This is a genomic window from Oligoflexus tunisiensis, assembly GCF_001748245.1.
Classification (GTDB): domain Bacteria; phylum Bdellovibrionota_B; class Oligoflexia; order Oligoflexales; family Oligoflexaceae; genus Oligoflexus; species Oligoflexus tunisiensis.
Map to the genome: position 1 here is coordinate 4,311,555 of NZ_BDFO01000001.1, position 20,525 is coordinate 4,332,079.

The window sequence follows — 20,525 nt, forward strand, 5'->3', positions numbered from 1 at the left end:
TGCGCCTCATGAAGGCGCAGCGCGATACCTTAAGGAATCAGCGTCGCGGTATAAGGCACGAGGTCGATGCCGTTCAACTTCAAACGCTCGCCGGTGTGGTTTTCCGCCTTGAAGGCACTGTAGGTTGGATTGACGGTTGGATCAGGCGCAGCCCCTTCCGTCAGCTTAAAGGAACCATCGGCGTTCGTTTCCATCAGCCAGAAGTTTTCATCACCTTTGAGCTGAAGATTGAAAGCCGCCCCTTCGTTAACGGAACGCCGGGTATAGGCCGCCAGCAGCACACCATCACTGCGGAGCATCAGACCGGTGTAAACCGTAGGATCCGGTGTGGCCACGAGAGGACGACTGCCGTTCGCTTCATCATTCAGCGCAATGGCAAAGCGCTTGATTTGGGGCGCGCGATCATCGGTTGCATAAAGCGCGGTCCTTTGCGTGCAAAGAAAGAGCCCAGCCTTGTCCCCTTTGCAATCCGCATCAGCCTGATTGAAAGCTTTCGCATCCAAAGCGTCCGCACCATACGCAACCAGCTCCTTGGTGGCGTTGTTCAGCATATTCCCCATGGCGGCGAAATTGTAGGAGTCAAACAGCAGGCGCAAACCCACAGTGGCTGAAACCGATGGCGCGCACTCCGTGCAGTCTTCCGCCTCGGCCTCAGCGATTTGCTCTTCGGTCAATTCCGCTGTAATCGCCTGGGCCAGAGGGATTTGAACCCCACAGCCCGAGAATTCAAACGTCACGGGTTTGGCATCCGCAACCGCACCGGCGACGATGCCAGCCGCGGTATCCGTGATGTAGGTGACACCATTCAGGGTTGCCGATCCGGTGACTTCCACCGTCTGCTTGCCACCGATTTCCGCACACATGCCGACCCGGACCTTGGTGTAGGTGTCGGGAGCCAATTCAACCGGAGCCGCATTCAGAGCGTCTTCGAATTCCTGAAGATTGGAGACCTCGACCATGCAGTCGGCATTGGTGGAACCTTCACAATTATAAATATTATAACCCTGGGAACTCCAATCGTTGGGATCCCCGCTGGAAATGGAAATGTCCTTGATGGAAAGCCGAATGGACGTCGGGGTGAAGCTCTGCATCAGCGAGGTGTCCTCGCTCGGATCAATCAACCGTGTCCCTGGATTTTTCTTCAACCCAGCCGTTTCAGATAAGGGAAAACGCAGAATTTGAGGTTGCACCGTAATCTTCTGTTCATCATCGGATTCTTCCTTCTTGCTGCACGCGAAGAGAAGACCAAAGGCCAGTAACCCGACCGTCCAGGGAGAGAGCATAGTCCAATCCTTTCACTAACCATTTCAGGTATTCCACTCTCTCAACTTTATCAAAATTCCTTAAAGTAAACTATGTACGCACTCGCCCGAGCGAACCACGCCCTTTCACTTCGCCCAAAAATCGGAGAATTTCCTCTGGAGTCAAGCCTCACCACGCCGCGTGAATCGTCGAAACGCGCGCCAGACCTCATCCGGGTGTTCGGCCAGGACATCCGGTTCCGTGTCCTTCATGATGCTGCGGTCCACGTCCACGTTCCACAGGGCGGCCACGGCCATGGCTCCGGCCGCTCGCGCCGCTCGGATATCGCTCGGTGAATCGCCGACATAGCATACGTGTGAGGGCGGGATGCCCAATTGAAAAGCGGCCCGCAGAAGTCCTTCCGGATCCGGCTTGGGACTGCCCAGTTCATCGTCAGTGACGATGGCCTGGAAATCATCCAAAAGACCATGAGGTTCGAGCAGAATATTCAGATCATCCCGATGGCGTCCGGTGACAATGGCCATGGGCACGTCCGCGGCGTGGGCCTGGTCCAGCAGCTCGCGAATGCCGGGATAAACCTGCGTCCTGGGTGCAACTTTTTTCTGATACTCTTTGTAGTAGATGTAGGCTTCGCGTGCACGCGCGCCATCACCGAGCAGATGCAGGAGAACGCGGTCGGCTGCCAAACCAAAATGGCTCTTGATTTCAGCGATGGTTCGCGGTTTTTCACCCATTTGCTGCAGGGCGTAGTGGTAGGATTCCACGGCGGCGTCCAGGGAATCCATTAAGGTACCGTCACAGTCAAATATAAGCGCATGATTTTTCATGCAACCCCCTTTCGCGGCATCCCTGCCTCGAAAGAGGTGATATCACAAGGCGATCTTAACGAAAACTGAATTCAAGAATCAACGGCAGGTGATCGCTACCTTCCCGCAGCGTGCCATAGGCGGCTGCACCGGATTTGATACAGGTCCCTGATTTATTTTTGTAAATATCCAGAGCCCGGTTGTTGGCTTTTTCCGCCGCAATCACCGCATCCGCGGCGGCCGCATCGGCGATGCAACCGTGATCCTTGAACTCCGGATTCACGAAATAGATTTCGAGGCGCTTGATGTCGATATCCTGCGACGCGATGATGTAATCCAGCTGCTCGGTCTTGCTGCGACCGCGACCTTTGAAGTCAAAACCGAAAGGAATGAAGGTCGTATAGTCATGGAAGCCACCAAAGTCCTCGGGACGGAGCGGGCCGGCTTCGGCTTTCGCCAGAACTTCAGCCGGCATGTTTTCCTTGGCGATGATGGGCAGACCAAACTTGCGATCTGTTAGTCGGGAGTTGGCGGTTCCGGTATGGGTCAGGATGCGCTGCAGAGCCTGCGAACCGGGATAGATGGGGGAATCGATGGCCACATTCAGGTCGCCGGCCGCGATGAAGGACGCGCCTGCACCCAGGGGACGAATCTCAGTTTGACAGCTGCGCACGCGACTTTTCGAATTGGGATCGCAACGACCGAGCAGGTACCATTCCAGAAATTCGATCTGCGCTTTGTTGCGCTCGGGATTGGGATTGACGCTTTTGCCTTCCCGATCGAAACCAAAAGCCGGCACCGTATGGAAGGTGATCATGGCCACGTCGCGACCCTCGATCGTCACCCAGCTGACATTGAAATTCTTATCGAAGAGCGGATATTTCTTGTAACGCTCGCCTTCCAGGTTCGCCGCCCGGGCCATGGCCTGGATCGCTTCATCGGTGAGGCTCGCATCACGGTAATTGATGTTGGTATAACCAAGGTCAAAGCCGGTGATATCGAGTTCCGGATCCCAGTCGAACCAGGTAAGGCCGGCGTTGACCCAGCGCTTTTGAATGGGCGTGGAACTGGCAAAGACGGTTGAATACTGACCCGGAGTCCAGCCGAAGTTCACCTTGTCCATCAGAGCGTCCTTGCGGGCAAAATCCGGATCGCTATCGTAGGGACGCTCGCTCAGAAAGCGGTCGCCATCCCGCTGAGCAAGAGCACCGGTGTTGGCCGGACAGAAGGTGGAATCCCAGGTCGTGCCGGGTATGCGGCTCAAAATAAAATCGTGGTTCTGGACGATCGCCAGGCGCTTGCGCTCAGCCACCACCTGGGAAAAATCACAGGCAAGGCTGGCCGTTTCCGTTTCCATCTTATCCACATCATACTGGATTTCATTCAGCGAAAGGAATTCCGGCTTCAATTCATTGAGGAGTTGCAGTGCGGATTTCACCTGCAAGGCCTTGCTCGCCGCGTTTCGATCTTCGGAAGGTGTTCCGGTCAAGGATTTTTCATAGGCATCGATTTTGGTGCTATCGATTTCCTTGATGTTCCAATGCACATAGCGATGGACGGCGCCTGCCTTCTCATCCTTCAACTGACTGGACTCTTGTGAACACGCATACAAACAGGAAGCAAGCACGACAAGACCGGGGGCAAGCAGTTTCTTCATCATGAACAGCATCCTAAACAATAAGAGATGAACCGGGACCACAGGACCCTCCTTTTTGCAAAAAGGTGTTCATTCTCATTTCTTAATAATTTCAGGATATTCGAGGAAGGCAGGCGGGCAAAACCGCTGACAACTGTCATGTTCCTGACAGCGCAGCACCTTACAATCGGTGAGTCCCAGAGTCTAGCCCAAAACGATAGAGGACCAGGCCGGATCCGGCATGACAGCGAGAGGATCCTGTCGTTCAAAGGGCGATTCAAACTGCCAAATATCCAGACTGATGCAATGCAAGGCCGCGGCAACACTGGCTGCAGTCGGCAGGTCTTCGCTTATGAGCTGACGCATCCGTCTCGTGGCGTTCACGACATCCTGCACCCGGAGCTGGGCGAATTCCTGTTGAATGAAAGCAGGTGTGGAATGCAGACGCAGTTTTTTCAACTCCGTCATGGATTCAAAACCGAGACAGCCCAACGTCCGCCAGGTTGTATAACCCCAGCCGGCCGGATCCAGCAGCCGAGCCAGCGCACTCACGCTGCGCAAGGCGGCTGGCGAGAGATAGGGGTGCCCCGCCTTCCAATCATCCAGACATTGGCTGAGGATTTGAATTTTATCAAAATCAGTTGAGGCTTGATAAAATTCCCAGAGCAAAATTGCAAAATCCTTGTTGGATAAACAATTCGTCCAGGGCACGAAATCATTTTTTTCTTCACTGGTCACGGCCAGAAGATTTTGCACGCCGAGCATGAAACGTCCCACCAGGAGAGCGTTTTTCTCCATAAACGACGTGCGCGACAGGTCCTGTTGAAACAGATGTTGAGCGTTCTTTTCCAGTCTGGCGACTTTTTCAAGCACAACCGACTGGAAGCGAATACGCAGGTATTCGCTGCCATAATTGTCGAGGCCGTCCATCAAGTGATGCTCCCTCTTCTATGACGCTGCATTAAAAACACTTCTATCTTATTTTTCTCACAGATGCAATTGACTCTGTAGGCCGTCAGGAGAGCGTCCTATTTTTTCGCGGTGGGCGTGGCTTGTGGGAGCAGCCGATCCTGGAGCGTGCGTACACCTTAAGATCGCGCTGCCTGAAGATGGAAAAGGCCCGAATGAAGGAACCTCTAGGGTGCGAGGCTCATCAGCCCGACGCCATTTTCCTTATCAAGTGGCACCGAATTATGCTCATGCACGATCATCCAATGGCCACCAATTTTCTGCCAGCCGGTGGTATTGCGAGTCCACGCTTCCAGCAACTGGCCGTCGATGGTCATGCCTTTCATATGGATGAGACAGTGACTATAGGCCACATCACCATCGGCATGGACGCGCAGGTCATGCTGTTCAAACTCCACGGGGAAATCAAACACATCCGTGAAGCATTCCTCCCAGGCCTCTTTCTGATAGGAGCTTTTATTAATAAACTCGGAAGGCGGCATCATATCAAAGGCCCGCACGTCGTTATTATAGAAGGACATGATCTTGCGCAGATCGCCTTCGCGAACTGCCTTCGCCAGTTCATATTCCAATGCCCGGATTTCCGCTTCGGCTTGCGACGAATGTTCCTTGAAGAACTCCGGGACGATTGCTTCCGTATCCATGATTTGAATCCTCCTTGGGTGCCTCAGACCTGGCTTTCTGCGGATGCCGAACGATTCCGACGTGCGGATCGATCATGAACGCCTTCAGCGAACTCCTCGATCATCTTTCTGTTGAAAGCGGGTATATCAGCGGGTTTCCGGCTGGTGACAAGGCCCTGATCAGTGACGACCTCCTGGTCCATCCACTGGGCTCCGGCATTGATGAGATCGGTTTTCAGAGAGGGCCACGACGTCATCTGCCGACCTTTGACCACGCCGGTTTCAATGAGTATCTGGGGCCCATGGCAGATCGCAGCGATGGGTTTGCGCGCGTCCACAAAACTTTGCACGAATTGCACGGCCTCTTCATCCATGCGCAGTCGATCCGGGTTCATCACACCACCAGGCAGCATAAGAGCCGCATACTCATCCGCGTGAGCCTCGGACAATTCCACATCCACTTTTACCGTTTCGCCCCAGTCGGTATGATTCCAGCCCTTGACCGAACCGCCCTTGGGCGCGACGACGTCCACCTGGGCACCGGCGGCTTCGAGCGCTTTTCTGGGTTCCAGAAGTTCCGATTGTTCAAAGCCATCCGTTGTAAGAATAGCGACACGTTGCCCCTTCAAATGTTGACTTGCCATACTTTCATCCTCCTGGAGTTGGCATTCAACCCGGGAGACTTGCAATTCCAGGGCCAGCATGCACGCTCAACTTGCGGGGCTCCGGAGCAGAGCATCGACGCGCACAAAGCGGTAACCTTCTGCTGAAAACTTTTGCAGGATGCTTTCCACGGCCGCGAGCGTTCCGGGTTTGGGTGGTCCCCCATCGTGGAAGATGACGATGGAACCGGGCTGGATATGAGGCAGGGTTTGGGCTTCCAGGACCGGGATCTCCTGTGTCTCCGTATCCGTCGATTCCACATCCCACGTAATATGCCGACGACCCGTCTGCCAAAGGACATAGGGCAGGATCAGGAACTTTTTGCCATAGGGTGCCCGAAACATGATTTCACCTTCAAAGCCAAGGCTACGGATCAAGGCATCCGTGCGATTCAGCTCCTCATGAGTCCAGCCTGGCGTCTTGAACAGCATACGCCGGTGGCTGTAGGAATGGTTGCCGAGCTGATGCCCGGCGGCCACAACCTTTTGCCCCATTTCAGGATGCTGCTCAATGGATCGGCCCATCATGAAAAATGTGGCCTTGGCATCATGCCTCTGCAGAAGCTCCAGGAGCGGTCCTGTATTATGCGGCGTCGGGCCATCATCAAAGGTGAGCGCGATCAGCTTCTCCGTGGTGGTTCCACGTTGATGAAGATCTCCGAAAAATTGAAAACTCCGTGCTTTGCTGATCTGCCAGAAGGCGGTGAACAGCAGCATGGCAACGGCCACGCCGATGAAAACCTTCCTCGCTCGCTTCATGCTGACTCCTGGATGACGCTGACGTTCCAAAAAAAAAACACGCCCGCCTCCCATCGAAGCGGGCGCTATCCCTTCAGTCAAGGTCACGGGAAATGTCCGGCGGCAGCTTCCAATCCCAGTAAACGACGGCCATGATCCACGAGTCCGTAGTTGTTATGGCGAGCCGGGTGAAATCCGGGAGCGAAAAAACGCAGGATGTCCCAGGTGACCAGCGGAACCAGACCCTTTTTGCCAAACATAAGTTCGGCAAGCTGCCACCAGGTTTTCCACTTGAACAGGAGTCCATCACGTTTCAACATGTGAAACATGCGAATCGAAGTATCCCAACAAATTCCGGTGGCCGAATACAGCATGGCCCGGACGCGTTGCCAGTAGGTACCGCCCGCCTCCACAAAGAGATCCATGGCCACCGCCTTGTGATCGACCTCTTCCAGCGCATGCCAGATCCAGATCTTGCGGAGTTCGGGATCGATGCCCTCGGGAACCAGGTCGCCCTGCAAGACCTTTTCGCCCAGAACGGCGGTGATATGCTCGGTGGCGACCGTGACGGCAAGCAGGACGAGCGGCGGGACATGCTTTTGGCCGAAACTGATCTTGTCGTGCAGAAGGGTTTCCATCCAGGCCACATCATAACCGGCACGAGCGAGGCAACGGTTATAGGCCTTGTGAATGGCCGCGTGATTTTTTTCCTGCGTGACAAAATCCAGAATCTGTTGCTTCAGCGCCGGCGAACGGGCGCAATGTTCAAAATTCCGAATGGAGGATATGAAAAAATTTTCACCTTGCGGGAACAGGGTGGAAAGCGCATTGAAGAAGTGCGTTTTCACTGGATTGTTCTGATACCAAAGCTTTGGCAGGTTCATGGCACGCACGGGTACGGGATGAATCGTCAGCTCTGTATGCATGGGCAAGACCTCGGTATTTCATTTTCTCCATAAGGCCAGTATATAATGGTAAGCCCTGGTCTCATACTCGCGTTCAACTCCGGCTCATGCATGAAGGTATGCAACCGGAATCATTATGAAATCAGGACGCATCCCCAACCAGAGTCCGGGCCCGGGATGGGATTACTCCGGTTTCATGGAGCGTTAATATGACCACAGCCTTTCGCAAAGCTCCCAAGCAAAAACGTTCGCAGAGTCTCGTGGATGATGTCATGGAAGCGACCGCGAAATTGATTCCCGACTTTGGTTTTGATCGCGCGACGACCAACAAGATCGCGGAACTGGCCGGCGTCAGCATTGGTTCCCTGTACCGCTATTTTCCTAACAAGGAAGCCATCTTTATTTCCCTGATCCAAAGGGTCGAGGAAAATCATCGGGACCAGCTGCGCGAGGCCCTGCAGTCCGTGCGCCCTTTGCCCCCGCGGGAGCGGGTGGAACCTGTGGTCGCGGCCATCGTTGACCTGGTGATGAAACGCCGTAAGCTCGTGATGGTGCTCTATAGCCATGCGCCGCAGCTCGGTGCCCTGGAATTTCTGGTACAATCCCGCCAGCGCTTCCGTCGTGAAATTGAAATGGTTCTTCAGGAATTTTCCAGCCACATTCCGAAGCGATCGCCCCAGACCGCCGCCCGTCTGATCGTCGGCTGCGTGCACGGTGTTCTGGAGGATCTGGTCCAGGACGACAGCGCGGATGAGGTCGTGGACACGGTGAAAAAGGAGCTGGCCGAACTCTTCTGCTGTTATCTCTTTGTGGAATAATGACTATTCAATCAACCGATAGGCATCCTGATAGGCCTGCGGCAGACGCTGGCTCAGCTCAGGATGCTGATCGATCGCGACCTCGACATCACGGCGGAAGTCCTGCATGATCCCGGGCAGCGCTGCGGTCAACTGCTTCAGGACGTTTTTATCCACGCCCGAGAAAACTTTGATCTGCATGTAAAACGGCATCTGCCGGATGATGGCATCGTAAGCGGCATCGGGCATATCCGCCGGAAGGATTTCGATCAGAGGGCGCTCCCCCGCGGCCGGAAAGGGAACAAGTTCCGTGGCGGCAAAGACACCCGCGATGGTCGTCCCGTGTTCATAGGCGTCCAGAATCTCTCGCACGGAAGCCGCGACCGCCTGAGCCGGCAGCTGAATGGCAGGATCAACCAGGGAATTTTCCCAGAAAAGCTGCGCATCACAACGGGTGAGCCAGCGATCCCCGCGCGCATTGCGGACGTTCAGTCCGTGTTCGCCGGACTCGCGAACTTCACCGTCGCTATCATGAATGACCTTGGCCAGAGTGCCCGCCGCACGTTCATTCAACTGGACGAAACCCGCCCATTTGAGTATCTGGGCCCGCGGCGCCCGCACATGCCCTGCGGCAAAGCCATCGGTAAGGAAATGATCGGCGAAGCCATTCACAAAGAGGGCCTGGGTGAAGAGTGTGCGCGCCCGGACGGGATTCGTGGCGGCATGATCGTGCGCCTGCAGGGCCAGCGCCAGGGCCCGGCTGTGATACTTCACATAGGCGAGCATATTGTAAAAGCCAAAGTGGGATTCATTCGCCAGAACGAGGCTCAGATAATCCGGATAATTCCAGGCAAAGGCCAGACTGAAGTCAGGATAGGCCTCGTCCGAATGCCCGTGCAGGAAATTTTCGATCGTCTCCACTTCCTTCTGGAAAAGCTTTTTGACGTCATGCGGATCGTTCCGATGCCATTTCCATAGGGGCTCCACCTTTTCCAGGTAGATATCCTCCGGAGTCGCATAAAAATCCCCGCTGAAGGCCACGAGTTCTCCATAGGTAAAACTCATCTGACCATCCGCCCGCACAATCCGCGGCGCACAGGAACCGGCGGTGTCGCAGGCGGTGCGATAGCCGAGATCACCGAGGATAACGTGCTCACCCGAATTGAAATCAAGCGTCGACTCGGCGGACGGCTGCGGCGCACAGCCCAGCATAAGAAGCGTGATGATCCATAAACATGACTGTCTCATGGCCATACTCCCTGCGGCGCATAAAAATATCCACGAACATATTGCTAATTCTGTTCCAGATATCGCAGGGATTCAATTTTTTGGGAAGACAATATTGCGAAAGAAGAAAGGAGCGGGGGGTGAGGCAGCCCGTGCGGACGAAGCTGCCTCACCTGCGACTTATTGTCCAACCGAAGCCAGGGTGACCTTGGGAACCCGGTTCGGATTCTGCTGGGGCTTGACCTCAGGTTCGTGGGACTCGAAATTTTCCTCGAGCCGGGCAAACATTTTCTTGAAATCAGCGATCTTGTGAACGATCACTTCCTCGACCGCTGGAATCTGGTTTTCATGATGAGGGTTAGGCTCACGCGGCTCCTGGATTGAGGTCTGGTTCATGCTCACCACCCAGGTCGCTGCATTTTGCTTGGTTTCATTGGCATGACGGATCGCCGAGGCCACCGCCTGCGTGCTCTCCATCAGAAGTTTTTCACAGTGTCCCAGCTCGAAATGCTGCTTGGTCAAAAGGTTCGACAGCTTCTCACACTGCAGCGTGATGTTCCCACTCTCCTCATTGAAGCGCCGATGCATGGAACCCACCGCATCGAGCAGCACCAGGATCTCCTGCGAGATGCGCGAAGTGTCATCGCCCAGATCGCGGGTCTCATTCAATTTGGTCATGTGAATATGGACTTCACTGCTCAGTAGCGAAAGATCAGAGATGGCATACTTCGCGGCGGCGACGTCGTTGCGATAGGCTTCCTCAATCCGCTTGACGGAGACGAAGGCATGCTCCGATTTCTGGCCCGCTTCCAAAAGGAAGTGCTGCGCCTTGTCGAGTTCAGGCTGTCCGACATCCACGTATTCTTTCAGCTGGATGGTGTAATTATGGAATTCCACCGCCAGGCTGCGAATATCGGAACTCACGCTGAAGTAGTCACCCTGACCATCGGCGTGCCGTGCGTATTCGAGCGAGAGTTGCATCATGTGGCGATTCATTTTCTCGACCAGTTCGTCGATTCGCGAGATCACCACACCCATGTTTTCCGATTTCTGCTTATAGCTGTTCACCAGCTTGCTGGCGCTGTGCACGTCCTCGCGCGATTCGCTGATGGCTTCCACCATTTTTTCGATGGTCTTGTGCACCGAGAAGGAACCGCTCTGGACCTCCTTCAGTTTCTCTTCGATCCGATTCACCTTCTGATGAATGATCTTTTCACTCAGAATGGCCTCATGCAGAAGGCGCATGGTCGAAGCGTGCATACTGGCGATACTCTTCGAACGATCCAGCAGCTGATCATGGTTCTGCCGAATCTGCGAGAGCACTCCAGAAAGGTTATTCTTCTTCCATTCGATACGGTTGGACGCTGTGAAGTTCGCGCTCTCCCGGCACATCGCGACCAGCGCCTGGACCCGCGAGAGACCCTTGCCCAAAAGACTATGACTATTCATCAGAATCTGGCAGGTCTGCGAGGTCTGCGACTGCAGCATTTTGATATTATGCTGATGGATCTGCAGCGAAATGCCGGCTGCAACCGGCGCCGACTGCTGCCTCAGGGCGCTTTCCAATTCCGCCAGGCCATCCTTCAAGGAATGCAGAAGTCCAATGTCAGGGTCGGTCAAAGGCTTCTTCGCATCCTGCGCTTTCGCCAGAGCCGCTCCGACAGGAACCTGTAGTTTATTGCGACGATGCAGAAGGACCATGGTGTGAGCCAGGCCTGCCAGCGAGAAGAACCAGCACCCCATGGACGCCCAGATATGGATCGTCATGTTCTGATTGCATTTCACCTCGCGTTCACGAATGGCTGGATCGAAACGATAGTCCGAACCCTCCAATTGCCTTTGCAGAGCCGCGGCCCGGCCAATCGAATTACAATCAAGATTGGTCGCCTTAACTAAGAAAAATACCCCAAGCAGGTGCAAAAAAACTGCACAGATAAGTCCCGGCAATTTCGACCAATTTAAACCACTCATGAATCTCTCCTTTTACTCACGCGTCGGTATTGAAATCAAAGGCGGGTGTCAGTGGATGAGTCCTCCTATCTACTAAATAGAGAAGACTCTTCTGTCAATATCAGGAAAGCTGAAAAGAACGCATGAATTGCGTTCAGGCCCTGCGGCGCAGGAATCCGGTGAGAGAATTCATAAAGATTTGATGAGCCGCTTCCGAAGCAACTGATGCAAAAAACCCGCGTGAGAGCTTGGTTTTTTTATCCACTGCTTTTTTCGGCTTCTTAATTTTTTCCACCGCGCGTGGGGACGCTGTCGCCAAAAGCGCACGCGTCATGTGGTGCCGGTGACGTCCACGACGACCGATGAGGAATCCAAGCGTGACACCCACAGCAGCTACCGTCAGGAGGGTTTTCATGGGCTGGCTGTGCAGAGCCCGCGGCACGCCTTCGATTTTTTCCTGCACCACATGAACAGGCCGCGTCACTTTTCGAGTGACTTCATCGGTTGCTGCGAGTACCTTGTGCTGGACTTGGTCAAGGGTATCGAGAACTTTCTTCTCGGCTTCCTTTTCCAGGTGATAAATGTTTTCCCGCAACGACGCGCGCTTGGCAGCCATGGCTTCCTGGATTTCCGACGTGTTTACAGCAAGCTTTTCATCCATGTAATGTCCTCACGAATTTCGCGGAATACTTGTCCCACGTATTGTTTAATCTGTTTCAATGAACCCGCCCCCACGAAGAGCAGAATCAAGGACACGACGATCAAAAGACCCCCGCTTAAAAATTGAGCAGATCCCGAACCATCACCGACCATGCGGACCGCCAGTCCATCGAAGAGTCGCACGATGCCGAAGATCGCCAGCGGCAGACCAAGGAGCAGCAGCGGAATGCCCAGCTTCAGACGGGAGCTTGAGCTTTTCACCTGTTCCCGGATAAAGGTCACGTGAAGCCGTCCCAGATCCTGAAATTCCTCTTTCACGCGCTCCGCGTTTTGCATTTTCATGACCGTACACCGAGGCTATAGCCCAGGAGCCCCGCCACGCCAAAGGCCAGTCCCAGAGCACCCCACGGATGGGCATCCATCCACTGGCTGGCTTGATCCTTGAGGGTTGGCGCATTGGGATCAACCTCATGGGACGCATGGCCTGGATGGAACATGGCACGAAGGCGACTGGTTTTCACAACGCTGGGCTGTATGGTTTCTTCGCTATTTAACATGGAACCTCCTCCCGGATGAAACTCATCCATCGGGGGATTGCAGTCTTTGTGCCAGGTCAATGGCCCCAAACGGCGAGAGGGCCCGCGGGGGGCCCTCTCGGAACAGTCAGCCTGGATACAGATGGTGTTCAGCTGGGGGAATCGTTCACGGTCTGGGGTTCTTCTTCGACTTCTTCTTCAGGCTGAGCTGATGGGGAAGGCTGGACATCAGGAAACTTTTGGGCGAAAAAAGCTTCCAGACGGCTGCACGATCTAATGAGTTCGTGATAAGCCTCCCGCCTCCGGAAGTAAATAGTTAAGAACACCAAGAAATGCTGTCGGCAGCAGGCGACGTATGCCTTACAGCCCAGGCCTTGTCATGGCTTCAGGATCGACCACGGCATCATATTTTTCTGCCGATAGATAACCTTGTTCAATCACAATGTCGCGCAAACTCCGCCGCGTTTCCTGAGCGGTTTTTACCGCCTGCGCCGCGCGATCATAACCGATGATTGGCGACAAAGCGGTGACCAGCATGAGAGAGCTTTCCAGATAACGCTTCATGACTTCGACGCGGGGTTCGATGCCGCGCAGACAATGTTCGGTGAAACTCATGCAGCCGTCCGCCAGCAGCGTGATCGATTCCAAAAGCGCGTAGATGATGATGGGCTTGAAGACATTCAGCTGCAGGTTGCCCTGGCTGCCGGCAAAGCCGATCGTCACATCGTTCCCCAGCACCCGTGCCACCACCATGGTCAAGGCTTCCGCCTGGGTGGGGTTGACCTTGCCCGGCATGATCGAACTGCCAGGCTCGTTCCCAGGCAGTTGCAATTCCGCCAAACCACAACGCGGTCCACTGCCGAGCCAGCGCACGTCGTTGGCGATCTTCATGCAATCGGTGGCCAGTGTGCGCAAGCAGCCGCTGGCATGCACCAGCGCATCATGCGAAGCCAGTGCAGAGAATTTATTACGTGCCGTTATCAAGGGAAATCCTGTCAGGGACGCCAGGGTTTCCGCAACTTTTTCCGCATAGGCGGGATGGGTATTCAAACCGGTGCCGACCGCACTTCCACCCAGAGCGATTTCGTAAAGCGGCTTGCGTGCATCGGCAATCTGCTGGCGACAAAAACTGATTTCAGCCGCGAATTCGCTGAACTCCTGGCCCAGGGTCATCGGGGTCGCATCCATGAGATGCGTGCGCCCGATTTTATAAACTTTGTCGAACTGATCGGCTTTCGCGCTCAGCTCGTTCTCCATGCATAAGAGAGCAGGCAGAAGTTTATTCTGCAGCTGATCCAAAGCCGCCAGATGCATGACGGTGGGAAACACATCGTTTGATGATTGCGAGAGATTGATGTCATCATTCGGATGAATGGGCTTCTTGCTGCCTTTGCTGGAGCCGAGCAGGACATTGGCCCGGTTGGCGATCACTTCATTGGCGTTCATGTTCGATTGAGTGCCACTCCCCGATTGCCAGATCAGCAAAGGAAATTCTGCATCCAGATCGCCTCGGATGACTTCGTCACAGACGGCTACGATTGCTTCAGCTTTGAAGGACGGCAGCAAATTCAGATCGGCGTTGGTCAAGGCCGCAGCTTTTTTTACCAGACCGAAGGCTTTGATGATTTCACGCGGGAACTTCTCATGGCCAATTTTAAAATGATCAAGGGCCCTCTGGGTTTGGGCTCCGTAATATCGTTCATCAGGCAAAGAGACCTCGCCGAGGGAATCAGATTCGCTACGCATTTTCATGAAGACCACCTCTTTCATAGAGAAATCCCTGCCTTAAAAAACCTACTCTCCTGTCTCCAAAGTGCTGCATGGCCTTTCTGCCATGGATCACGAACGCTCAGGAAGCCTGATGTTCCATGCATGCAGCGTGCCCGGTACAGGTTTTCCCTGGGAAGGAATCTTGGCGAAATCATGCTAATGTCCGCGGAATGGTTATCCCTAAATCTCAGTTCAGGAGTTCATCATGACGAAGAATTCTGCTCAAAAGAAGAAACCATCCCATACCGCGACGTCTTCAGCGGCGGTCCATATGGAACAGGACACGGACATCCTGCCCACGGCCGAGCCTTCGATGCAGGACTATCCGGAAACCTCGAAATATAATGTGTCCAAAGGTGAGCGCATTGCCTCTGGCGTAATCGGCGGCGGCTTGCTCATGTACGGGATTCCCAATTTCTGGACCATCCCGGGGCAGGCGTCCAGCCTTACGGGAGCTTACCTCGTGGCCCGCGGCCTCACCGGCCATTGCTTGATTTACTCGGCCTTTGGGATCGACTCCACCCCGAACGGCCGCATGCATCATCGCGGCCTGACGGATCCCCATCCCATCCAGCTGCGGCAGACGATCAGCATCGCCAAACCCGTGCACGAGGTCTATGATTTCTGTCGGAATCAGGAACACATGGCACGCAGCTTTCCAACCGTCAAGCAGGTGAAAAAAATTGATGATCATCGCAGCATCTGGATGTTCACCGATACGGCCGAACTCGTTTCCTTTCCGGTCACGGTCGAGATCACCCAGGAATCCGAAGGAGAACAGATCACCTGGACCGCTTTCCCCGAATCCCAATTCCGCGTGAACGGCACTCTGCTGTTCCGGGAAAGACCGCATGAGCAGGAAACGGAACTGACCGTCACCGTGCATATGATTCCGCCAGGCGGCATCTTGGGACCGACCCTCATGAAGTGGCTGACTCCCTTCTCCCAGGATGCCTTGAATGAGGTCCTCCATCGGCTGAAACAGGTCCTGGAAACGGGTACGATCACAACCAGCCAAAGCCGAATCGCCTCGCTTGGTATCAAGGATCCCATTGGTGGCTGGCAGAACCGTTTCCGCACGCACGTGCACGTTCGCACCATGCAATCCCTGGCCAATCGGAGGATTTCATGAAAGCAGTCGTATGGCATGGAAAGGAGGACGTGCGTGTCGAGCAGGTTCCGGACCCGACCCTGCTCCACCAAAGCGATATCATTGTTAAAGTAAGTTTGACCGCCATCTGCGGTTCCGACCTGCACCTCTATGATGACTGCATTCCCACGATGCGCGTGGGGGACATCCTCGGCCATGAGTTTATGGGCGAGGTGGTGGAAATCGGTTCTGAAGTGCGCAATCTGCAGATCGGGGATCGGGTCGTCGTGCCCTTCCCGATCGCCTGTGGCCACTGCTATTTTTGCCAGAACTCCATGCATGCTCTGTGCGATAACTCCAATCCCAATGCAGCCATGGCCGAGAAGTTGTACGGTTATGCTCCCGCTGGAATTTTCGGTTACTCTCACATGATGGGCGGTTATCCGGGAGGTCAGGCGGAATTTGTGCGCGTACCCTATGGTGATGTCGGGCCCTTTAAGGTTCCGGGCCACATGAGTGATGAACAGGCCCTGTTTCTCAGCGATGTTCTGCCGACCGGTTACATGGCGGCGGAAAACTGCGCGATCAAACCAGGGGATACGGTTGCCGTCTGGGGCGCCGGTCCGGTTGGGCAGTTCGCCCTGCGCAGCGCTCTGCTGCTCGGTGCCGAGCGGGTGATCATCATCGATCGCATTCCCGACCGGCTCGACATGGCCTTGACCCGGACTCCACAGGGCCGCGTGATTCCGCTGAACTTCGAGGAGTTCGACATTCAAATCGCTCTGCGCGATCTCACCGGCGGACGCGGGCCGGATGCCTGCATTGATGCGGTGGGATTGGAAGCCCATGGCAAAGGCCTATGGGCTCAATATGATGGATTACGCACCGTCTTGAAACTGCAGCAGGATCGACCGGTTGTGTTGCGGGAAATGATTCAAGCCTGCCGCAAAGGGGGAACGATTTCCATTCCCGGTGTCTACGGTGGATATATGGATCACGCCCCCATTGGCGCCATATTCAACAAGGGTCTTCAGATCCGAGCGGGGCAGACTCATGTGCACCGCTATATGAAGACTCTTTTGGAACATATTCATCGGGAGGAAATCGACCCGACCATGATCATTTCACACCGTGTTACGCTGGACGAAGCCCCGTCCGCCTATAAGATGTTTGCGACCAAGGACGATCATTGTACTAAAGTGGTCATGCGGCCTCTGTCTTAAGCTCAAGCGGAACGCCCTCTAAGGGCGTTCCAGGAACCAGCGCAGATATTCGACATCCTTTTCCAGGCTGCACTGTCGATAGCGTCCCGTCCGATGTGGACTACATAAAAACTCGATCATCTCAGAAATAGCTGTTTCTCCCGCTTCGCCCTTGGATTTCATGGCGGTTTGTGTTTTCTTTTCCCTAGCGGGACAAAGATTGAGCCCGTCGGTTGATTGAATATTTCTCATGGCTTTCCGTATACCTCCTCAGTCCCATTTACGATGGAAGGAAGCCGCCTATGCTTGAATATTCTGAAATGCCGCCTGTATCAAGGATATATCATGAAGCATTTCTGATTTCTGCTGCGACGTGGGCTGGTGAGAATCCGTCCTCAACCGAGGGAAAGCCCGCGGACCGGCCCCTTCAGGAGAAGGACAGTCAGCAGCAAAGGAAGCAGGACCTTCCGTCCTCGGAACCCAAGGCGTCCCCGCCCGGGCATGAACGCCCCAAGCGGGTCCCCACCCGGTTCAACAACCCAGACCCGATCCTGCCGGGTCTGCAGATTAAACTTACGCATGATTTTCAGGCGAAGGTTATCATCTACGGCAGCGCGGGGAATCAGTGGATAGGTCCGACGACGGCATGACCTCCACCCCAGGCAGGTGGATCACTGGCCGGGAAGGAATCTTCCGAGGCGACATCCACCTTCTCCGATTCCATTCTACGTGAATGAATTTCTTCCCGCTTGGCATGAATTGTTCGCGCCAGGGCACTGCACATCTTCTGTCCTACGTACAGGACACAGCCGTACTGGACGAGCGACCACAGCTTGCCACCTAAAGTTTTTTGCATGGGATTGGCTCCTTTTCCATCAAAATTGCCAGTCATCAGGGATTTCCGCGGACAGGGATACGGTTCGCACGATCTGCCATATATCGGCGATTTGTCCCCACAGGAATGCTAAAGAGAGAGCCTGAACCAGTCCAGCAAGGACGAGTCGAACGCGAGATTCGCCCCAGGGCCGCACGCCTATATCATGATCATCCCATTCAAAGTCGTTGTCCAGGTTCATGGTTCTGCTCCTCCCAAGATTAGGATCACCACCTGATCCTGCCTGCAACCTTCATGAAATGTACCAATTTACGGGCATTTGCCCATGGCACTGTGCATAAAAAAAGGTTGGGACGCACGTGCCTCCCAACCTTTGCCATTCAATCAACCCTCTATTCATTCATGCACGATACCATCACAACTCTCGTCTGGTGCTCAGGATTCTCGCGATGCTTACGGTCTCATCTTAAGTAAAATCACGCGAAGACGAGGATCTCGATTTCATAAACAGCCCCAGTCCCAGACCTGCAAGGCCTGCACCCAGGAGATACATATAGGGTTTTTCATGCATGTGGCTGTCGACGTTCTGCCAGCGGCGGCGCATTTCTGTGGAGAGTGCTTCCATGCGCTCGGTGAGGACTTCGATCTGCTGATCAAGACCTTCAATGGTCTGGCCGACCACGGCATCTGCTTTCTCTTTCACGCGATTGACCAGCTGGTCTTTGGTGTCGTTCACATTGTTTGTCACTTGCGCAAGTCTATCACTCATCATGTGTTCCTTTCCTCGTGATCGGAATAATGGACTGGAGTCGTATCCTCCCAACTACCTCACCTCTATCAAGGATCGTGCCAGACGTAAGATCAAGGATTGCCGGGCTTCACCGTTTGCGACATGAATGGGATCTCCTGTCCTGAAATACCTTCGGTGGATCTTCCTTGGATCAGGGGCGGTCCGACTGACTTGCATAGGAAATTCCGTGGCACAGCGTATGCACTTACCAGAACGCGATATTTGTGTGATGCGATTAAGGAGGACTTCATGCGCTACTTTTCGATTCAAAAAGGACTTTTCTTTTTCGGCCTACAATGCTCCCTCATTGGTTGTGTGGGCATCCCCGACGAAGCACCTCAGGAGTTCCATGCGGCCGAAGCCACTCTGGAACGAGCTGACGAGCGCGATGTGGAAGATTACCTGCCCACGACACTCGACAAAGCCGAAACTCAATTGGAAGCCGCTACGGATCTTTGGAAGAAGAGCAGGGATCGGGACGTGAAAAAAGAGGAACGCAGCCAGCTCGAAAGACAAGCCGTCGAGCAGGCCGCTGAAGCCAATGCCATGGCCGAACAGGCCATCCAGCTTGGCGATCAGGTCAAAGCCTGGGATAACAACATTGAAAGTTACGCCCAGATGATCCAGGAACGGCAGGATGCAATGGCTCAACTGAAACAACTTCAGGATCAAAACAGAGACATGCAGATCGCCAGCGCCACGACTCAGGCCCAGGGCCAGCAGGAGCAACAGCCCACCGGTCCTGACGTTTCACTGCGCGGCCCCGTTGCCTACTTCAGCTCGGGATCAACGGATGTTGACCCTCGCTACGAAGACAACATCAACAACCTGGCACGAGCGCTGACCCAGGATCAGGAGTCCAAAGTTGTGCTGTCCGGTTATGCGGATCCTCGTGGCGACAAGGAATTGAATGACCGTCTGGCTCGCGAACGCGCGGAAGCCGTGGCTGCCATCCTGCGCGACAAAGGTGTGAGTCCCGAGCAAATCGAGGTTCGCGCCTGGCCAGGAACGAGCGGCAAAGGTCGCGTGAACCGCAGTCCGGCTCAGCTGCAGCTTGATCGTCGTGTGGAAGCTTACATCACTTCCAACACCAATCCTCAGCAAGGCCAGGACCAGGAAAATCAGGATCAGCCCCAACGCTGAACGGATCTTCCCGCGTGAAGGGAGCCCTGTCTGGGGCTCCTTTTAGTTTTGTTTCAAACGCTGCGATTCTCGACTTCTTCCAGTCCCACTTTCATCCGCAAACCCATGCGATGCATCTCCTGCGCCTGCTGGCGAATCGTGTCGACGGCATACGCATCACGTCGCGCTTCCTTGGCTGAAATTTCGAGTCGGGAGGCGACTTCGGAAACCTGAGGGTAGCCATAGGTGGCGGCGGCACCCTTCATCTGATGCATGATTCCAGCGAGCTGCTCCCAGTCCATGGCATCGATGAGGTTTTGCATGGACTCGAGGCGCTGCTGAAAAGTGTTCACGAAGTCGAGGATGATGGGCCGATACATGGGCTTGTCATGATATTTGGACTGAAGGAAGGACGGACTGTGGGCGCCCTCATCCATCGCCGTCCCGCCTGACAAAGTGGGCCCCGACGAGGCAGGCACGGCATCCGCCCTGGTGTGTTTGAGTATGGTTTGGACTAGGTTCTCGATCTGGAAAGGCTTCGTCAAAAAATCGGTAATCCCGGCCCTGGTCCCCCGCGACTGTTCCGTTTCCACGGCATGCGCTGTCACGGCCACGATAGGGCGTGTGAAACCCGCCTGTCTCAACCGTTCGGTGACCTCATAGCCGTCCATGCCAGGAATCTGAATGTCCATCAGCACGAGGTCCAGAGCCTCATCGTGCAGCGCACGTTCCAACGCGGAGGGTCCGTCCTCCACCAGGGTGAAGTCGGCGCCCGCCATCTTCAAAAAATAACGAAAGATGCGTTGGTTATCGGCACCATCCTCGACGACCAGGATGGAGAGTCCAGCTAATTTTCCTTGAATGGGATTGGGTTTCACAGGAGTTTCCCCTTTTTCCGGGCTGCCCAGGGGTGATCACAAACGTCGACCCAGATCGGGCGGCAT

General features: G+C 54.7%; 24 protein-coding genes. 4 read left to right on the forward strand and 20 right to left on the reverse strand.

Annotated features, from left to right (window positions below):
• Positions 1–29: 29 nt before the first annotated feature.
• The 8 genes from OLTU_RS17795 to OLTU_RS17830 form a co-directional block, all read right to left on the reverse strand.
• Complete coding sequence (locus tag OLTU_RS17795) at positions 30–1,283, reverse strand: hypothetical protein (protein WP_141734111.1); 1,254 nt, start codon at positions 1,281–1,283, stop codon at positions 30–32.
• 141 nt (positions 1,284–1,424) lie between these two features.
• Positions 1,425–2,090: an HAD family hydrolase gene (locus tag OLTU_RS17800; protein ID WP_141734112.1), complete on the reverse strand. Its 666-nt coding sequence runs from the start codon at positions 2,088–2,090 to the stop codon at positions 1,425–1,427.
• A 55-nt stretch (positions 2,091–2,145) separates the two neighbouring features.
• Positions 2,146–3,729 (reverse strand): hypothetical protein, encoded by a 1,584-nt coding sequence (locus OLTU_RS17805; RefSeq protein ID WP_141734113.1) that lies wholly within the window; start codon positions 3,727–3,729, stop codon positions 2,146–2,148.
• A 180-nt stretch (positions 3,730–3,909) separates the two neighbouring features.
• Positions 3,910–4,638 (reverse strand): hypothetical protein, encoded by a 729-nt coding sequence (locus OLTU_RS17810; protein ID WP_141734114.1) that lies wholly within the window; start codon positions 4,636–4,638, stop codon positions 3,910–3,912.
• 203 nt (positions 4,639–4,841) lie between these two features.
• On the reverse strand, positions 4,842–5,318 hold the full coding sequence (locus OLTU_RS17815) for a YybH family protein (RefSeq protein ID WP_141734115.1): 477 nt from the start codon (positions 5,316–5,318) through the stop codon (positions 4,842–4,844).
• Positions 5,319–5,341: 23 nt separating this feature from the next.
• Positions 5,342–5,941: a type 1 glutamine amidotransferase domain-containing protein gene (locus OLTU_RS17820; protein ID WP_141734116.1), complete on the reverse strand. Its 600-nt coding sequence runs from the start codon at positions 5,939–5,941 to the stop codon at positions 5,342–5,344.
• Positions 5,942–6,007: 66 nt separating this feature from the next.
• Complete coding sequence (locus OLTU_RS17825; RefSeq protein WP_141734117.1) at positions 6,008–6,718, reverse strand: polysaccharide deacetylase family protein; 711 nt, start codon at positions 6,716–6,718, stop codon at positions 6,008–6,010.
• Positions 6,719–6,801: 83 nt separating this feature from the next.
• Positions 6,802–7,623 carry a metal-dependent hydrolase gene (locus tag OLTU_RS17830; RefSeq protein ID WP_141734118.1) on the reverse strand — a complete coding sequence of 274 codons (822 nt, stop codon included), beginning with the start codon at positions 7,621–7,623 and terminating at the stop codon, positions 6,802–6,804.
• A 188-nt stretch (positions 7,624–7,811) separates the two neighbouring features.
• Here OLTU_RS17830 and OLTU_RS17835 point away from each other — a divergent pair, with 188 nt between their 5' ends.
• Positions 7,812–8,420 carry a TetR/AcrR family transcriptional regulator gene (locus OLTU_RS17835; protein ID WP_141734119.1) on the forward strand — a complete coding sequence of 203 codons (609 nt, stop codon included), beginning with the start codon at positions 7,812–7,814 and terminating at the stop codon, positions 8,418–8,420.
• Between the two features lie 3 nt (positions 8,421–8,423).
• Here OLTU_RS17835 and OLTU_RS17840 read toward each other — a convergent pair whose 3' ends face one another.
• The 6 genes from OLTU_RS17840 to fumC form a co-directional block, all read right to left on the reverse strand.
• The gene (locus OLTU_RS17840) at positions 8,424–9,647 is read right to left on the reverse strand and encodes a hypothetical protein (RefSeq protein WP_141734120.1); all 1,224 of its coding nucleotides are present in this window, start codon (positions 9,645–9,647) and stop codon (positions 8,424–8,426) included.
• A gap of 159 nt (positions 9,648–9,806) precedes the next feature.
• Positions 9,807–11,597, reverse strand: a complete 1,791-nt coding sequence (locus tag OLTU_RS17845; protein WP_141734121.1) for a methyl-accepting chemotaxis protein — start codon at positions 11,595–11,597, stop codon at positions 9,807–9,809.
• A gap of 133 nt (positions 11,598–11,730) precedes the next feature.
• The gene (locus tag OLTU_RS17850; RefSeq protein WP_141734122.1) at positions 11,731–12,237 is read right to left on the reverse strand and encodes a hypothetical protein; all 507 of its coding nucleotides are present in this window, start codon (positions 12,235–12,237) and stop codon (positions 11,731–11,733) included.
• Positions 12,216–12,578 carry a phage holin family protein gene (locus OLTU_RS17855; RefSeq protein WP_141734123.1) on the reverse strand — a complete coding sequence of 121 codons (363 nt, stop codon included), beginning with the start codon at positions 12,576–12,578 and terminating at the stop codon, positions 12,216–12,218. The genes OLTU_RS17850 and OLTU_RS17855 overlap by 22 nt, the downstream gene beginning before the upstream one ends.
• Positions 12,575–12,793, reverse strand: a complete 219-nt coding sequence (locus OLTU_RS17860) for a hypothetical protein (RefSeq protein WP_141734124.1) — start codon at positions 12,791–12,793, stop codon at positions 12,575–12,577. Before OLTU_RS17860 ends, OLTU_RS17855 begins: the two co-directional genes overlap by 4 nt.
• 339 nt (positions 12,794–13,132) lie before the next feature.
• On the reverse strand, positions 13,133–14,524 hold the full coding sequence (gene fumC / locus OLTU_RS17865; RefSeq protein ID WP_141734125.1) for a class II fumarate hydratase: 1,392 nt from the start codon (positions 14,522–14,524) through the stop codon (positions 13,133–13,135).
• 223 nt (positions 14,525–14,747) lie between these two features.
• Here fumC and OLTU_RS17870 point away from each other — a divergent pair, with 223 nt between their 5' ends.
• Positions 14,748–15,674 (forward strand): SRPBCC family protein, encoded by a 927-nt coding sequence (locus OLTU_RS17870; RefSeq protein WP_141734126.1) that lies wholly within the window; start codon positions 14,748–14,750, stop codon positions 15,672–15,674.
• Positions 15,671–16,855 carry a zinc-dependent alcohol dehydrogenase gene (locus OLTU_RS17875; RefSeq protein ID WP_141734127.1) on the forward strand — a complete coding sequence of 395 codons (1,185 nt, stop codon included), beginning with the start codon at positions 15,671–15,673 and terminating at the stop codon, positions 16,853–16,855. Before OLTU_RS17870 ends, OLTU_RS17875 begins: the two co-directional genes overlap by 4 nt.
• A gap of 18 nt (positions 16,856–16,873) precedes the next feature.
• On the opposite strand, the gene OLTU_RS17880 is transcribed toward OLTU_RS17875, so the two are convergent.
• The 5 genes from OLTU_RS17880 to OLTU_RS17895 all read right to left on the reverse strand — a co-directional run bounded on the left by OLTU_RS17880 (position 16,874) and on the right by OLTU_RS17895 (position 18,441).
• Positions 16,874–17,017, reverse strand: a complete 144-nt coding sequence (locus OLTU_RS17880) for a hypothetical protein (protein WP_218110103.1) — start codon at positions 17,015–17,017, stop codon at positions 16,874–16,876.
• 212 nt (positions 17,018–17,229) lie between these two features.
• Positions 17,230–17,415, reverse strand: a complete 186-nt coding sequence (locus OLTU_RS32390; protein WP_218110104.1) for a hypothetical protein — start codon at positions 17,413–17,415, stop codon at positions 17,230–17,232.
• Positions 17,416–17,456: 41 nt separating this feature from the next.
• Positions 17,457–17,690, reverse strand: a complete 234-nt coding sequence (locus OLTU_RS17885; RefSeq protein WP_141734129.1) for a hypothetical protein — start codon at positions 17,688–17,690, stop codon at positions 17,457–17,459.
• Positions 17,691–17,709: 19 nt separating this feature from the next.
• Positions 17,710–17,910, reverse strand: a complete 201-nt coding sequence (locus tag OLTU_RS17890; RefSeq protein ID WP_141734130.1) for a hypothetical protein — start codon at positions 17,908–17,910, stop codon at positions 17,710–17,712.
• A 225-nt stretch (positions 17,911–18,135) separates the two neighbouring features.
• Positions 18,136–18,441: a hypothetical protein gene (locus tag OLTU_RS17895; protein WP_141734131.1), complete on the reverse strand. Its 306-nt coding sequence runs from the start codon at positions 18,439–18,441 to the stop codon at positions 18,136–18,138.
• Between the two features lie 267 nt (positions 18,442–18,708).
• Between OLTU_RS17895 and OLTU_RS17900 the strand changes: the two genes are divergently transcribed.
• On the forward strand, positions 18,709–19,602 hold the full coding sequence (locus tag OLTU_RS17900) for an OmpA family protein (protein ID WP_176736735.1): 894 nt from the start codon (positions 18,709–18,711) through the stop codon (positions 19,600–19,602).
• A gap of 53 nt (positions 19,603–19,655) precedes the next feature.
• Here the strand turns inward: OLTU_RS17900 and OLTU_RS17905 are convergent, their stop codons facing one another.
• On the reverse strand, positions 19,656–20,459 hold the full coding sequence (locus tag OLTU_RS17905; RefSeq protein WP_141734133.1) for an Hpt domain-containing response regulator: 804 nt from the start codon (positions 20,457–20,459) through the stop codon (positions 19,656–19,658).
• Between the last annotated feature and the right edge of the window lie 66 nt (positions 20,460–20,525).